This window comes from Arcticibacterium sp. GJ41-1 (assembly GCF_055808875.1).
Map to the genome: position 1 here is coordinate 3,664,597 of NZ_CM147888.1, position 15,362 is coordinate 3,679,958.

Annotated in this window: 15 protein-coding genes; 8 read left to right on the forward strand and 7 right to left on the reverse strand. The window is 36.9% G+C overall.

Going from position 1 to position 15,362, the window contains the following annotated elements; translation table 11 throughout:
* Positions 1-499: 499 nt before the first annotated feature.
* The 3 genes from AC0L6O_RS15250 to AC0L6O_RS15260 form a co-directional block, all read right to left on the reverse strand.
* A complete protein-coding gene (locus AC0L6O_RS15250; protein ID WP_473303540.1) occupies positions 500-1,135 on the reverse strand; it encodes a carbonic anhydrase in 636 nt (211 codons plus the stop codon).
* 19 nt (positions 1,136-1,154) lie between these two features.
* Positions 1,155-2,723 (reverse strand): SulP family inorganic anion transporter, encoded by a 1,569-nt coding sequence (locus AC0L6O_RS15255; RefSeq protein ID WP_473303541.1) that lies wholly within the window; start codon positions 2,721-2,723, stop codon positions 1,155-1,157.
* 79 nt (positions 2,724-2,802) lie between these two features.
* A complete protein-coding gene (locus tag AC0L6O_RS15260) occupies positions 2,803-3,111 on the reverse strand; it encodes a hypothetical protein (RefSeq protein ID WP_473303542.1) in 309 nt (102 codons plus the stop codon).
* Positions 3,112-3,177: 66 nt separating this feature from the next.
* Between AC0L6O_RS15260 and AC0L6O_RS15265 the strand changes: the two genes are divergently transcribed.
* Entirely contained in the window at positions 3,178-4,365 is a 1,188-nt protein-coding gene (locus AC0L6O_RS15265) for a THUMP-like domain-containing protein (RefSeq protein WP_473303543.1), read from the forward strand.
* Between the two features lie 11 nt (positions 4,366-4,376).
* Positions 4,377-5,237, forward strand: coding sequence for a hypothetical protein (locus AC0L6O_RS15270; protein WP_473303544.1), 861 nt, complete (start codon positions 4,377-4,379; stop codon positions 5,235-5,237).
* 1 nt (position 5,238) lies between these two features.
* Here the strand turns inward: AC0L6O_RS15270 and dprA are convergent, their stop codons facing one another.
* The 3 genes from dprA to AC0L6O_RS15285 form a co-directional block, all read right to left on the reverse strand.
* Complete coding sequence (gene dprA / locus AC0L6O_RS15275) at positions 5,239-6,348, reverse strand: DNA-processing protein DprA (protein WP_473303546.1); 1,110 nt, start codon at positions 6,346-6,348, stop codon at positions 5,239-5,241.
* A gap of 3 nt (positions 6,349-6,351) precedes the next feature.
* Complete coding sequence (locus AC0L6O_RS15280) at positions 6,352-6,660, reverse strand: MerR family transcriptional regulator (RefSeq protein ID WP_473303547.1); 309 nt, start codon at positions 6,658-6,660, stop codon at positions 6,352-6,354.
* Between the two features lie 75 nt (positions 6,661-6,735).
* Positions 6,736-8,133 carry a leucine-rich repeat domain-containing protein gene (locus AC0L6O_RS15285; protein ID WP_473303548.1) on the reverse strand — a complete coding sequence of 466 codons (1,398 nt, stop codon included), beginning with the start codon at positions 8,131-8,133 and terminating at the stop codon, positions 6,736-6,738.
* 226 nt (positions 8,134-8,359) lie between these two features.
* Between AC0L6O_RS15285 and alaS the strand changes: the two genes are divergently transcribed.
* The 4 genes from alaS to AC0L6O_RS15305 all read left to right on the forward strand — a co-directional run bounded on the left by alaS (position 8,360) and on the right by AC0L6O_RS15305 (position 12,867).
* Entirely contained in the window at positions 8,360-11,032 is a 2,673-nt protein-coding gene (gene alaS / locus AC0L6O_RS15290) for an alanine--tRNA ligase (RefSeq protein ID WP_473303550.1), read from the forward strand.
* Between the two features lie 15 nt (positions 11,033-11,047).
* Complete coding sequence (locus AC0L6O_RS15295; protein WP_473303551.1) at positions 11,048-11,512, forward strand: GNAT family N-acetyltransferase; 465 nt, start codon at positions 11,048-11,050, stop codon at positions 11,510-11,512.
* 12 nt (positions 11,513-11,524) lie between these two features.
* Positions 11,525-12,328, forward strand: coding sequence for a pyrroline-5-carboxylate reductase (gene proC / locus AC0L6O_RS15300; protein ID WP_473303552.1), 804 nt, complete (start codon positions 11,525-11,527; stop codon positions 12,326-12,328).
* Between the two features lie 128 nt (positions 12,329-12,456).
* Positions 12,457-12,867, forward strand: a complete 411-nt coding sequence (locus tag AC0L6O_RS15305; protein ID WP_473303554.1) for a PH domain-containing protein — start codon at positions 12,457-12,459, stop codon at positions 12,865-12,867.
* Here AC0L6O_RS15305 and AC0L6O_RS15310 read toward each other — a convergent pair.
* A complete protein-coding gene (locus tag AC0L6O_RS15310; RefSeq protein ID WP_473303555.1) occupies positions 12,864-13,499 on the reverse strand; it encodes a GntR family transcriptional regulator in 636 nt (211 codons plus the stop codon). The two genes, AC0L6O_RS15305 and AC0L6O_RS15310, sit on opposite strands and share 4 nt — an antisense overlap.
* 153 nt (positions 13,500-13,652) lie before the next feature.
* Between AC0L6O_RS15310 and AC0L6O_RS15315 the strand changes: the two genes are divergently transcribed.
* Positions 13,653-14,711, forward strand: coding sequence for a tartrate dehydrogenase (locus tag AC0L6O_RS15315; protein ID WP_473303556.1), 1,059 nt, complete (start codon positions 13,653-13,655; stop codon positions 14,709-14,711).
* Positions 14,712-15,362, forward strand: coding sequence for a cyclase family protein (locus AC0L6O_RS15320; RefSeq protein WP_473303557.1), 651 nt, complete (start codon positions 14,712-14,714; stop codon positions 15,360-15,362).

The following is a 15,362-nucleotide window of genomic DNA, read 5'->3' on the forward strand; positions in this document are numbered from 1 at the left end:
GCAGCAAAAGTATAGATTACCAGAAGCAGGAAAAACACTTGATGAAAATGATAACATTTAGTTAATAAACGGGCAGTTAGCTGAATCGATTAAACAATTAAGCAAGTCTTATTTTTAACAAAATAAACTAAAACATGACTCAAAAAGTAAAGCCAAACTGACCTATAAAAAGGATAAAAATATAGCTTAAGCACCCACTACTTTATAATACAATATTAACCCAAATTCAAACTTCGTAATGGCTAATTCTGACAAAGTAGGACTATTAATATTTCGGGATTTTATCGCACTGTGAACTAATGGTTTTAGACGATTTAAAATGAAATATTAGTCATAGTTACTCATCATTAAACTAAAAAATCAAAAAAAAAGAAAAGAAAGACGCCCTTGAAATGGGTCAAATCCAAACTATATATACCAAAAAAGGAAGACAAATGAGTCAAGATTTAATATCTCAAACTCACCGTCTTCCTTTTCGAAGAAAAAAACTATTTACTTTTTACAGATCGTACTTATAAATATCTTCAATTGAAGAAGTATCGCCTGTTTGAGCTTCAAAAAGTTCTTTTATCAAACCTGTTTTTAATTCTAATATCCAAGCATGAACATGAGGGCCATCACCATTTTTCCAAGCTTTTTGGATGATAGATGTCTTAATCAAGTTTTTCGCTTGCTCTATGGCGTTAAGCTCACATAGTCTATCAAACTTGGCGTCTTTATCTTCAATAGCAGATAATTCTGCATCATTCTTTACAAAGACATCTTTAATATGTCTTATCCACTTATTAATGATACCAATATTGTCATTTGACATGGCAGCTTTCACACCACCACAGCCATAATGACCAACTATCATTACGTGTTTTACTTTTAAGACCTCTACAGCATACTGTAATACAGATAACATATTAATGTCTGTATGAACTACCAAGTTGGCTACGTTTCTATGAACAAAGATTTGACCTGGCTGCGTATTCGTGATTCTATCTGCTGGGGCACGGCTATCTGCACAGCCAATCCATAAAAAGTCTGGACTTTGGCCTTCGGCCATTTTATTAAAAAAGGTAGGGTTTACTATGTTTTGAGCTTTAGCCCATTCTTTATTCTCTGATAATAGTTTCTTATATGTTTCCATTATATAATCTCTTTTTTAATTAAATTGTCTCTTCTAAACCTATCTTTTCATCTCCTTTTCCAAACTTCAGCTTGGTTCGGTTTATGTCCAAAACATTTACTTTAATATTCTTCTTGGCGGAATCCCTCACAAAGTCTTCGATAGTTAAGAAAATATCATGGTCAATAAAGTCAATATTTCTACCATCTAAAGTTAACTCATCACCTTCCTCTAATTTACTTAGGTTTTTAACCAGTTCAGCACGATTATAAAAGAAAACATCTTTTTGGAAATCTATAATAGTATGATTCCCCGTTTTTGAAGGTTTAATAACCGACTTAAAGTTAGTATAAAGTACATAACCTATACCTACCATTAAACCAATCAAAATACCCACTAAAAGATCTGTAAACAATACAGCAACAATAGTAACCATAAAAGGAATGAACTGATCATGTCCTTCTGAATACATTCTTTTAAACATTTCTGGCTTAGCAAGTTTATAACCTACAATGATTAAAACAGCCGCTAAAGCTGAAAGAGGAATCATATTTAAAAGGTTTGGAATGAACATTACACAAACCAATAAAAGAATACCATGAAAAATAGCAGAAGTTTTAGTTTTACCACCCGCCTGAATATTTGCCGAACTTCTTACAATAACCTGCGTAATAGGAATACCACCTATTAAACCAGACAACATATTTCCTGCACCTTGAGCCACTAACTCTCTATTAGTAGGAGTAATGTTTTTTCTTGGGTCTAATCTATCTGTAGCTTCCACGCAAAGAAGCGTTTCCAAACTCGCAATAATGGCAATTAAAAAACCTGTTTTAATTACACTAATATTAGTAAAAGCCGACCATTGGGGAAATCTAAAAAGCTCTAAAAAGCCTGCTGCAGATTCTGTTTCAGGCAATTGAACCATATGCTCAGCTGCTAAAGATAAATTCTCAGGGTAGAAGAAATTAATAAATATACCTGCAAAAACTGCCAATAACGGTCCAGGAACTATACTTAAAACTTTATTCTCTTTTACCCATTTTCTATCCCATAGAATAAGAATAGCTAAACAAACTACCCCAATAACAAGGGCACCTGTATTAAAATTACCTAGATTAAACAGCTCAGAAATAGTATTTTCTCCATCACTTTGAATAAAGCTAGAGTCCCCTTCTGGGTCTGTATCAATACCGAAAGCATGAGGAATTTGTTTTAAAACTATGGTAATACCAATAGCCGCAAGCATTCCTTTAATTACAGATGACGGGAAATAAAAGGCAATTTTACCAGCACCAATAAAACCTAAGATTAACTGTATAAAACCTCCTATCACCACACTGGCTAAGAAAATTTCATATATCTGAAATTCATTAATGGCAGAAGCAACAATTACTGCCAAACCTGCAGCTGGCCCACTTACACCTAGCTTAGAGCCACTAATAGCCCCAACTACCACACCACCGATAATACCAGCTATAATTCCAGAAAAAAGAGGAGCCTCAGAGGCTAAAGAAATACCTAAACATAACGGAAGTGCTACTAAAAACACCACCAAACCTGCCGACAGATCGCCACCGACATTCTTAAACGAAAATTCGTTTTTCATAAAATATAATTGATTGAGAATTAAAAAAGAATAGACCGCTCGCTAAACAAGACAGATCTAACCAAACAATAAACTAAATTTAAATGCAGTCGGGAGGTGGCCCAAAAATAGAAGCAAAGTCGCCATCATAGTAAGATGGGCTTTCTGTATTATAACAAGAACTTTGACCAATGAAATAGAAAAACTCATCTGTTAAAGTGACATTTGTTAACTTTTTTGCATCTAATTCGTCACGAGAGTCGTCTTCATTGTCATGTTCTTCATTACTTTGAAGCAGAGTACTGATATTAACTTCGGTAAGTACGCGAAGCACATACACTTGTCCACCCAAAAAGGTCAACAAGAATAAGAGCAGAGCAATATTTCTACCGATTTTTTTTAACATCATAATTCCTGTACTAGAATCAAAAAAACGGACTAAAAAGTTCCATCAAACGAAAGAAATTCTCAATCAATGTTACTAAACAAGCTAATAGACGCTCATAATCAAGCAGTAAGCTTAGGTAAAATAGATATCACAGCGTATGCATTACAAAACCCAAACAAGTGGGATTCTGAATTTCTTAGAGCGGTTCTTAAACAATATCAATTCCTACAAAAGCTAGAAACTAAAATACCTACCTGGTTTGAGAAGAAAGGAGTTCTTGGAGCTGAGTTAATAAATATTGAACAATGCTCTTCTGAAGAAACAGGACAACATAAGTTTGAGGCTTACGCCGGAAACTTAGCCCTAGACCTCACTGGTGGCTTTGGTGTTGACTCCTATTTTTTTGCTAAAAAGTTTGACAAACTAATTTCTTGCGAAGCAATATCGTCTTTACAGAACATTGTCAAATATAACTTTGAAAAGTTGGGCGTTAATAATGTTGACTTCGTCAATCAAAAAGCGGAAGATTACATAGAAAACTGCACTAAAAAGTTTGATTTGATTTACCTAGACCCCGACAGGCGAGGTGAAAACAATAAAAAACTCGTTTTACTCGAGGACTGTAGTCCAAATTTGGTGGACTTATTACCCAAGCTTTTGGAGCTAAGCTCAAACATCATTGTCAAATACTCTCCTCTTTTAGATATCCAGCTTGTATTAAAAACACTTAGCAATATCAAAAAAGTAGAAATCGTAGCTGTTCAAAACGAGGTAAAAGAACTTCTACTTACTATTACCGATTCGGAAGAACAAACCCCAGTCAAAATCGTCTCCACGAACATTAAGAAAGATAAGACCGAAACTTTTAGCCATACTATTGAAGAAGAAAACGAAGCTTTCACACCATTTCAAGAACCTCAAAAATATCTATATGAACCTAATGCTGCCATTATGAAAGCAGGGGCATTTAAAAGTGTAGCTCTAAAGTATGAGGTCGCTAAGATAGCTCAGCATAGCCATTATTATACCTCTGAGGCTCTCGTTGAAGATTTCCCTGGTAGAACATTTATCATTGAAAAAGTGTTGTCTTATAGCACAAAGGCTTTAAAGCCTTTGGCAAAGCAAAAATTTAACGTGTTGGCGAGAAATTTTCCTCTAAATCCTGTGACCATTTGCAAGAAACACCATCTTAATACAGGAGGAGACTCTTATTTAATCTTTACCCAAAATCATAAAAACGAAAAGATAATTTTATCTTGCCAACGTTCCTTTTAACCAAAAATATTATGAAAAAAATAACAGCATTTTTATTACTTGTTTGCCTAACTGTAGCCTCAAGTTCATTTGCCCAACACATCCTTAAAAGCTCCACTCTATATCAAGGGGAAGTGTTTACTACAGATTATATCTTTATACGATCTGATGCTAAAGGTTTAGAAAAAGACTGGAAAACCTATTTATCAAAAACAGGAAGTGTTTCTGATGATAAAGACCTTTTAACCGTAAAGGTAAACTCTAGCAATATTAGCCGTGATTTGAAAACTATTATCAGTTATATAGTAGACCACAAAGAATTCTCTGCAGTTCATGTCATATTATTAGACGAAAACGGTCGCTCTTTAGCCAATAACCAAGTTAACCCAGAAGCATTAGAAAGGTTACTTTATGATTTCTACGACCTAGCCTATTATAATGAAGAGTTAAGAATGGCCAATACTGATTTAGAATTAGCGGAGAAACTTCATGACAATGCTGAAAAATCTAAGTCTAGAGCTGAAAGAGCATTAGCTGCAAACTTAAGATCTCAGGAAAAATACGGTAAAAAGCTTACTGAATCTCCAGAGAAACTAGCTGAAATTATCAAAGACAAAAATGAAGTGTATCAGCAAATTCTTCAGCGTGATGTCAATGTGGCAGATAGTACAGAAACTGAGCCTGATGAACTTGACAAAGAGTTTTCTAAACAGGAAAAGAAAATCATCAAAACTAGAAACTTGGAAGAAAAAAATGCTGACAGACTTAAAAAAGCTGAAGACCAATTTGAAGGTTTAACCGACGAATTATTAGCTGCAAGAGTAGAACTTGAAAAAGCTACGCAAGTATTCGAAAGTAAGAAAGTTGTGATTCAAGATTTAAAGAAGAAATAGGCTATTTCAGCTTAAACTTCTTACCTGGCATTGCTTTTACGAGGTCTTGAAACTCAAGATTCAGTAATAGTGATGCCAGTTTGTTTAGAGGGATATTGGTTTCAAAACTCAAATCGTCTATTTGCATCTCCCCTTTTTGCATAAACAAAGAGAGCACCTTGCTTTCATCGTCTGTAAATCTTGACAAGTCTAACTCTGACTTAGGTTGTTCATAAGTAGGCTCACCATCCAAGGTCCAATTCAGGTCTCCAATAATATTCTTGGCCGAGGTAAAAATTTTAGCTTTGTTTAACCTAATCAATGTATTCGGACCTTCAGAATAGGTCATTCCCAATGCACCGGGCACAGCATAAACCTCTCTGTGGTAATTATTCCCGTATTCTGCTGTAACAAGGCCACCTCCTCTCCTAGCCGACTCCACTATAATTACGGCATCACTTAATGCAGCTATAATTCTATTTCGGGCAATAAACTGAGGACCAATAGGCTTCACATCGTTCTTATTCTCCGTGAGTAAAGCTCCGTTCTCGGTGATGTCTTTAACGTACTTTTTATGAGCTGCAGGATACACAAAGTCAAATCCACCTGCCATCACTGCCACCGTTTGAAGATTGTTTTTTAATGCCGCTTTATGTGAAGCTATGTCTATTCCATACGCTAAGCCACTTATCACCGCCACACCGTATTCGGCCAATTCAGCCACTATATTTTCTGTAACCTCTTTTCCGTAGTCCGTAGCTTTTCTAGTTCCTACTATGCCTACGGTTCTAGTATAGTTCAGGTCTTTTGAACCTTGACAAAAGATTATTGGCGGAGCATCATAAAGTCCTTTAAACCTTTGAGGGTAGTTGTCATCTTGAAAACTTATTATCTGGAAATTCTTTTTAACAGAGTCTTCCATGAGTTTTTCTGCAGCTTGCAATCCCTTTCTGGCTTTTTTGATACTAGAAATTGTACCTGGGCCTATTCCTGGCGTCTTTAGGAGCTTGCCTTCCGGCGACTCCAAAACATCTTTGGCAGAACCAAAATAGCTTATCAAATGCCTAAAAAGAACGCCACCAATGCCATCTGCTTCTTTTAGAGCCAGCTTATACACTAAATCTTCCTGCATAGCCTATCCTCTAATTTTAACCAAAACCTCTTTTACATAAGTAAGCCTATCAATCACATCTTGATTAGAATTTCGCTTTACTTTTTTCGATTTCAGTTGGTCTTTAACACCTTGAAGCGTGTAATTATCTTCATCTACCAAAGCAATAATCTCGCTTAGCTTTTCAATATCCTTTTTGGTGAAAGCCTTATTCTTTCCTCTTGTCTGAATTTTCAGATTGAATTCTCGTTCATAAAAACGAATTTTTGAAGGGGCTACTTCAAAGTGCTGTGCTACCTCTTCGGTACTGTAAAACAGTTTGATATCTTTCATTGTAGGTTCAAAAGTATGCTCAATTTATCAATCTAAAAAGCATCAAATATGCTAATAGCAATTTAGCTAAAATTTTTAGCGAACCTCCACTCCCTTGCTTTCTAAATTCTCTTTCAAATTTTCCAACTCCACTTTTTCTGATTCTCTCAGCGGAACCGTGCAGTTTGCCATAAAAAGCACGGCTAAGTTTTGAATTTCTAGTAAATTTTGCGGCAACTTCTCAAATGAGTTATTAGAAATATCCAACTCTTTTAAATGACTCAAGTACAATATTTGCTCAGGAAGAGACTTAAACTGATTATACCCTACATCAAGTAATTTGATAGAAACTGGAAGTTCAGGCAACTTATCAAGTTTATTATGATGAGCATAAAGCGTTTCGAGCTTCTCCAATTGACCTAGCTCCTGAGGCAAATCCCATAAATCATTATTAGCTACCGCCAATGTTTTAATATTTTTCAACTGACCAATATTACCCGATAATGCACGCAACTCATTATAATAAACATCCAACTCCTCCAAATAAATAAATGACCCTATATTTTCTGGAAAAGCCTTTAAGCCTCCATTATATAAATTCAGGTTCTTAATAGGCGGAAGCTTTTTAAATTTCTGGATATGGAAATTTGACAAATAGTTATTGCCCAGAAATAAATCATTTAAGCTACCAAACTTTCTCAATGACCTAGGCATTTTAGTAATTCTATTAAACTGAAGATTTAGCAATGACAAAGAATCCTGTCGCTTGGTTTTTATAGACTTATCCGTCAATAAGTTTTTTGTCAAAGTCACAGTCTTCAAATTCTTAAGCGACCATAACTTCCTTGGCACCTTCTTCAAGGCATTATTTGATAAGTCAAGCTTTTCTAAGTTCTTACATTTATAAACTGCTTTAGGGATTTTAGTAAGACCTAGGTTTGATAAATCTAAGCTTCTTAAAGTGCCTAGCGTGTCCTTATTCTCTAAAATGGCTAAGCTAGTACTTCCTAGTTTGTCATCATTGAAAAAACTAAACCCATTAGGACCTTCCCCTAAGCTTCTCATTTCATCTATATGGCTAACATAAAACGTTTCAATAATTGGCTTCAATTTTGGAGCAATGGATTTAAGAGATAATGTATCTATAATTCTTTCATAGTTTCCAGTCTCTTTTGAGATGCCATATCGCATAACTGTAAAAGTCGCCAAGCTTAAATTTTGCTGCTTACTATACCCAAAAGTCATACTTAAGTAGCCATTTATATCAGCTAGAAAAAGACCGTTTTCCTTCATTTGAGCCTCTAGCACATACTGAAGCCTTTGTTTTCTGGCTATAACTGCACCATCATTAGAATGAGGTGTAGCACCCTCCTCTAGGAACACCTCAGCTAGACTTTTGCCATATTGAGCCTGAAAGTCAAGTTCAGACAGTACTTGTATTTGCCCTAAACTGGGCATACTAATAAGTAGTAAAAGTGTTAGGATATGTTTCATACATCTAAATAAGAGAACTTTAGTTAAATAACTATAATTTTAGTTCAATTATTTTGAAATAATCTTTTGACCTTACTTTTAAAAAGAAAATGCAGATTCTTTTATAGCCTTCGGCTCAAATTTCAATTGAAATAGGTTCACCTTTTCCTTCCAAAAACATGATATAAACCCTACTTTTGCAGGAATTTTTCAAACATATCTGTTTAAGGCAATAAACTCTTTTAGAATGACCTCGCACGAAATAAGAAAAGCATTTCTTGACTTCTTTAGCTCTAGAGAACACTTGGTGGTTCCTTCTGCTCCATTGGTGGCAAAGAACGACCCCACTTTAATGTTCTATAATTCTGGAATGGCACAGTTTAAAGACTACTTTTTAGGCAACGCCACGCCACCGTCAAAAAGAATTACAGATACGCAAAAGTGTCTGCGAGTTAGCGGAAAACACAATGATTTGGAAGAAGTGGGTTTTGACACCTACCACCACACCATGTTTGAGATGCTAGGAAACTGGTCTTTTGGAGACTATTTCAAAGAACAATCGTTAAACTGGAGTTGGGAATTATTGACCGAGGTTTATAAACTTCCTAAAGACAGAATTTATGTTTCTGTTTTTGAAGGCAATGAGGCCGACGGTGTACCTTTTGACCAAGAAGCTTTTGACATTTGGAAAAAGATTTTAGGCTCTGACGAGCGAATAATATACGGAGACAAGAAAGACAACTTCTGGGAAATGGGTGATGTGGGACCATGCGGGCCATGTTCTGAAATCCATATTGACCTGAGAGAGCAGTCTGAAGTTGACAAAATTTCAGGTAAAGAGTTGGTCAATGCAGACCATCCACAAGTAGTGGAAATCTGGAATAATGTATTCATGCAGTTTGAGCGTAAAGCTGACGGTTCACTTATCGCTTTGGAAAACAAGTGTATTGATACCGGAATGGGCTTTGAGCGTCTTTGTATGGCTATTCAAGGAAAGCAATCAAACTACGACACCGACCTTTTCCAAAACACTATTCAGGTTTTAGAAGAAATGAGCGGCCTTAAATATGGTGTAAACGGCACCTTAAACGCCGACAGCTACAGCGATGTAGCTATGCGAGTGGTAGCTGACCATATTAGAGCCGTAGCCTTTGCTATTTCTGATGGGCAGTTACCTTCTAACACAGGTGCGGGATATGTAATAAGAAGGATTTTAAGAAGAGCCATCCGTTACGGATACTCTTACCTAAATTTCAAAGAGCCTTTCATGTGCCAGCTGGTACCTGTTTTGGCTAAACAATTTGAAGACGTATTCCCAGAACTAAAATCTCAAGAAGAGTTTGTCAAAAAAGTAATAGAAGAAGAAGAAAAATCATTCTTAAAAACGCTAGAGCAAGGTCTGAAAAGATTGGAAACTATCTTTGAAGGTGATAATGCTAAAAAGGTAATTGACGGTAAAACCGTATTTGAATTATCAGATACTTTTGGTTTTCCAGTAGATTTGACAGCTTTAATTGCCAAAGAAAAAGGTTTTGAAATTGACGAAACTGGTTTCAAAACAGAACTAGAAAAACAAAAAGCTAGAAGCCGTAAAGATGCCACCAAAGAAGCGGCAGATTGGATAACCGTAAACGAATTAGACAATCCTGAATACGTAGGCTACGACAACGAAGAGGCCATTAGTGGACTAGTTCAATACAGAAAGGTTAAGACCAAAAAAGGTAGTGAATATCAAATAATATTAGAGAAAACACCTTTCTACGCCGAAATGGGTGGTCAGGTTGGAGATACTGGTGAGCTTACTTTTGAAACACCTAAAGGTAGTTTTACGGTAGCCATTAGCGACTGCCAGTTAGAAGCTGGGCTTCATGTGCATATAGCCAAGAAAGCTCCTTTTGATGACTATACTTTGGAAGACTTAAAAGCAGCGGAAGTTACGGCCAAAATTGATAGCGACAGACATAGCAACATCAAGAAAAACCATACTGCTACGCACTTAATGCTGTCTGCATTGAAACAAGTATTGGGCGACCATATTGTACAACGTGGTTCTTATCAAAATGATGAACTCACTCGTTTTGACTTCTCTCACTTTTCAAAAGTGACCGATGAAGAGCTTAAGCAAGTAGAAGACATTGTCAATCAAAAAATCAGAGAAAACATTGCTCTGGATGAGCGTAGAAATGTGCCGATTGACGAAGCCATGAAATTGGGAGCAACGGCTACCTTTGGGGAGAAATATGGCGATTTTGTAAGAGTCATCATCTTTGACCCTAAATATTCTTTGGAACTATGTGGGGGTTCTCACGTAAGTTCTACTGGGCAGATAGGTCTTTTCAAATTCACCACCGAAGGTTCTGTATCTGCTGGTGTAAGGCGTGTGGAAGCTATTACGGGCATCAAAGCATTAGAAAAAATGCGTGAGCAAGAAACTGCCCTAAATACCTTGAAAGAGATACTGAAGGGCTCTACTGATGTGGTAGCCTCTGTTAAGACTTTATTGGATGAGAAATCTGCTTTACAGAAAAAAGTAGAAGGATTAGAAAATGAAAAACTTCAGGGTGTTAAAACCGCTTTGCTTCAAAAAATTGAAACCATTGACGGTGTTCAACTCATAGCAGCAAAAGTGAGCGTGCCTAATGCAGATGGACTTAAGCAATTGGCTTATGACCTTAAAGCTAAAATGGACAACTCCTTTATTGCTCTTGGAGCTGAAATTAACGGTAAACCTCTTTTGGCGGTAATCATTGACGAAAACTTAATGAAAGCCAAAGACCTGCATGCAGGAAAAATAGTGAAAGAAGCCGCCAAAGAAATGCGTGGCGGTGGTGGTGGTCAACCACATTTTGCTACTGCTGGTGGTAGTGATGTAGGTGGACTGGATAAAGCAATAGCTAAAGCAAAGAGTTTTATACAGTAAAACCTGTCAATAATAATGGAAGAAGTTAAATTCAGGACAGCTACTACAGATGACCTCGAAACGCTCTTGGAGTTTGAGCAGGGTATTGTAAAAGCCGAAAGGCCCTTCAATAGCACGCTGAAAGAAGGTCATATTAATTATTATGACCTGAAAGCCATTATTGAAGCGGATGACTCAGAAGTTATTGTTGGAACTATTGATAATGAAATTGTTTGTTCGGCTAGTGTCTTAATTAAAGATGCCAAGCCATATCTCAAACATGAAAAGTATGCCTACCTCGGTTTCATGTTTGTAAAACCAGCGTTTAGAGGAAGGGGTCTGAATAAAGGCATTATAGCAGAGCTTAAAAATTGGGCGAAAGCCAAAGGCTTGTCAGAGGCCAGACTAACCGTTTACACCGAAAACGAAGCTGCTATAAAAGCTTATGAAAAAGCAGGTTTTGAGAAACTCATTGTAGAAATGAGACTCGGCCTGGACTAAATTAAATATTATATGAAATTACTAGTGATTGGAGCCGGAAATATGGGTTTGACTTATGCCAAAGCCATCAACGATTTCGGAATTTTAGGAGATGATAAAATCATGATTCTGGACAAAAGCCCAGAAAAACTTGCGGAACTAAGAGCCGACGGTGTTTTTGAGGTTTTTGAAGAATTACCTGACTGTTTGCCAAACGCAGACATGATTATGGTGGCAGTTAAGCCGCAGCATAAAGATGGTCTTTTTGAAGAAATGAAACCTCTTTTAAAAGCTGATGCTTTAATTATATCAGTAATGGCAGGGGTTACCATTGAAAGCATGCAAAATGCTTTGGGTCTTTCTAAAGTAGTGCGAGCAATGCCGAATTTGCCTGCACAGTTAGGTTTAGGTATGACTACTTACTTTTCAGACTCATCTGTATCAAAAGAAGAGGAAGAGCTTATGGGTAAACTATTAGGCTCAACTGGTAAATCTTTAAAACTGGATAAAGAAGACGACATCAATACCTCCACAGCCATTCACGGAAGTGGACCTGCCTATATTTTCTATTTCATGCAAGCCATGATGGATGCAGCAGAACATTACGGTTACGATGAAGCTACCGCAAAACTATTAGTTACACAGACTTTTGAAGGTGCCGTGCAGCAATACAAACAAGGAACTTTCACTCCTACAGAATGGATGGACAGAGTGGCTTCTAAGGGTGGAACTACGCGTGCAGCTCTTAATAAGTTTGATGAAGAAAACGTAAGAGAGGGCATCAAGAAAGGAGCTATTGCTTGTTATGATAGGGCTATTGAGCTGAGTAAGATTTAGGCTTAGGTTTTAGACTTTGAGACAAAAACATGGTTCCTTTTTGGAAACCATGTTTTTTTTATGCTCTGGCTTATGAGCGAAATTTCTCTAATTTATTTTGTAGATTTATAAGACAATCACAGTCAAACATGAAAACATATAAATCTGAAATTAGCTGGGGTATGGCCATCCCACTAGCAGTGGTTCTATTAGGTTCACTTGTGATGACTATAATGGCTGAAAACTGGCCTATTATAATAGTCATGTTACTTACATGTGGATTTGTCTTTCATATTTATGCAAGCACCTCCTATCAAATTAAGGAAACTGACCTTATCGTTAAATCGAGTTTTGTGGTAAATATCAAAATCCCCATATCAAACATAAAAACCATTAAGCCGAGTAAAAGCATACTAAGCTCCCCTGCCCTTTCGCTCGACAGATTAGAAGTTGCTTATGGCAAATATGGCTCTGTATTGATTTCTCCAATGAATCGAGCTTTGTTCCTGGCAGAACTCAAGAAAATTAATCCGGCAATCGATATTTCACAAGTAGACTAAGCGTCCGCTGTATTTTTAGCTCTAAACGCTTCCAATGATTTCAGAATGTGGTTTCGCATGTGAGTCTCCGCCTTTTCAGCATCTTTTTCTTCCATGGCTGAAATAATGGCCAAATGCTCTTTTAAGGTTTGTTCTGGTTTACGTAATAGACCCGCTTGAAAAGCTTTCAGATGTACATTGCTTAGCATTTCTAATTGAGCTATCACCTTATTTCCGCTCCACTCCAGAATGTAGGCATGAAACTTCCTATCCGCCTCTGCATAGGCTTCTGAATCAATATTTGTAGTATTAATGAACGGCTTAAAACAAGTTTTTAAAACTTCAATTTGAGCTGCGTCAATATGCTCTGTAGTAAGTTTGGCAGACAAACCTTCCAATACCGCTCTACACTCAAAAATGTCAATGAGCTCATTGATATCAATGGATTTCACAAACATTCCACGCCTAGGAATACTTTCCACCAGCATTTCATTTTGTAAACGCTGCAATACCTTTAACAGCGGGCTCCTGCTTATTCCCAATTGAGCAGCAATTTTCTCTTGAATGATTTTCTCCCCAGGCTTTAACCTTTGGTCAAAAATCATCTGTTTCACCTCCGAATATATACGGTCTACTAGTTCTAAGTGCTCCACGCTAAAAGGTTCTATTTCTAATTAAGGACGCAAATTACATCTTTTCAAAAAATATCAAATTGTATTTTGAATTCAAAATACAAAAACATAGGTTTGTCACATGATATCCAGAAGGGATAGTATCTTCTTAAGTTCTTAATGTCAAATTAAATAATGAAAAATTACAAAATAGCAGCTGTCAATGGTGACGGTATTGGCAACGAAATAGTACCTGCAGGAATGGAGTTATTGCAAGCCGTGGCTCAAAAACATGGTTTCACTATCACTTCAGACACTTATCATTTTGGTGCAGAGCACTATCAAAAACATGGTTGCTTTTTACCTGAAGATGGTTTAGAGACCATGAAAAAGTACGATGCCATTTATTTTGGAGCTGTAGGACTTCCAGAAGTTGATGATACACTTCCTTTTAAATTGTTTACTAATTATATCAGAACGCAGTTTAAACAATACGTAAACCTTAGACCTGTACACCTTTGGGATGGCATTGCTAGTCCGTTGGCTAATAAAGGTAAAGAGGATATTGATTTTGTAATTATCCGTGAAAATAATGAAGGTGAATTTGTGCAGAGTGGCCGTCAAATGTATGCCGACAGCCCAGAGGGTTTTGCTACAGACACCAGTATGTTTACTAGAGCAGGTACCACTAGAGTAGCACATTATGCATTCCAACTGGCTCAAAAAAGAAGAAAACACCTGACAAACGTCACCAAATCAAATACCTTGATTCACTCCCTAGCTTATTGGGATAGAGTTATTGAAGAAGTGGCAAAAGAATATCCTGACGTGGAGTATAGAAAAATGTATGTAGACAATGCCTCTGCAAGCTTTGTACTTCATCCTGAGTACTTTGATGTCATTCTCACTACCAATATGATTGGAGATATTCTATCTGATTTGGGTGGTGCTATCATGGGAAGTTTAGGTTTAGGTGGTTCAGGAAATATTAATCCAGAAGGAGATTTCCCCTCTATGTTTGAGCCTATTCATGGTTCTGCACCAGATATTGCTGGTCAAAACATTGCTAACCCAATTGGTCAGTTTTGGTCTGCGGCTTTGATGCTTGAGCATTTAGGAGAAAATGAGGCTGCAGCAGATTTAATGAGAGCTATTCACCAAATGACAGCTTCTGGTTTAAAAACCAAAGACTTAGGTGGAAATACCTCTACTCAAGAAATCACAAAAGCAACAATAGCTGCTTTAAACGCATAAATGTTTGACCCTAGCAAATATATTATCCATGACCTCACGCATACGCTTGACGAGAAAATAGCGGGTTATTCAGACCAGCCCGCTCGTACACTCTCTGCGGATGGATGGAATGCAAAAACGCTGACTATCTATTCACATGCTGGCACGCACATTGATGCTCCCTTTCACTTTGGTGTTAGCGAGCATACCATTGACCAGTATCGTCCAGACGAATTTATGGGTAAGGCATGGATAATTGATATTTCGGTAACAAAGCCCAAACAATTAATTCTTTTGGAAGATATCATCAGTCAGTTAAGTAATTTCCAAAGTGGAGATAGTTTACTTATTAGAACCGACTGGTCAAAAATGTATGAAGACAGCAATTTCAAACCAGACTTACCCAGAATAAGTGAAGAACTGGCCAATTGGTGCGTAAAGCACAAAGTAAAAATGCTAGGCGTAGAACCCTTATCTGTAGCAGATGTGGAAGACCTAGCCGAAGTGACCAAAATTCATCAAATATTATTGGGTGGCTATGTCACCATCATTGAAGGCTTGAATAAGCTTGATAGTATCAAATCGGAAAGTGTTTTTTTAATTGCATTGCCTTTAAAAATCAAAAACGGAGACGGTGCTCCTGCCAGAGTAATCGCCTTTGAAGAAAGATAA